Source organism: Mycobacterium sp. NGS26 (assembly GCF_059813025.1).
Genome location: NZ_JCALDU010000047.1, coordinates 1 through 345, shown reverse-complemented (window position 1 = coordinate 345; position 345 = coordinate 1). Strand labels below are relative to the sequence as shown.

Annotated in this window: 1 protein-coding gene; it reads right to left on the bottom strand. The window is 63.5% G+C overall.

Annotation, left to right across the window (positions count from 1 at the left end):
* Window positions 1-345 (bottom strand): AMP-binding protein (locus tag AC5Y6X_RS24495; RefSeq protein WP_499989730.1); only part of this gene is annotated, 345 nt, incomplete at both ends.

Genomic DNA, 345 nt, shown 5'->3' with positions numbered 1-345 from the left:
AGCCAACACCACCACCTCAAGCCCAAGCTGCTGCCCCAACTCGGGCCGGTCGGCATCAACGCTTTGCAACCCAGCAAACGCCGACGGAGTCTGACTCAACACACTGACCTGCTCAGCAACCAGCAAAGCAAGGAAATCGGGCGGGGAGCCCACCACCTCCTTGGGCACCACCACCAACCGCCCCCCATGCAGCAAGGCCCCGAAAATCTCCCACACCGACACGTCGAAAGACAACGAATGCCACTGCGACCACACCCCCGCGCGCGGCACATCCGTGTCCAGGGAAGCCAGCAGTTGGGTGATGTTGTGGTGGGTGATGGCCACCCCCTTGGGCACCCCGGTGGT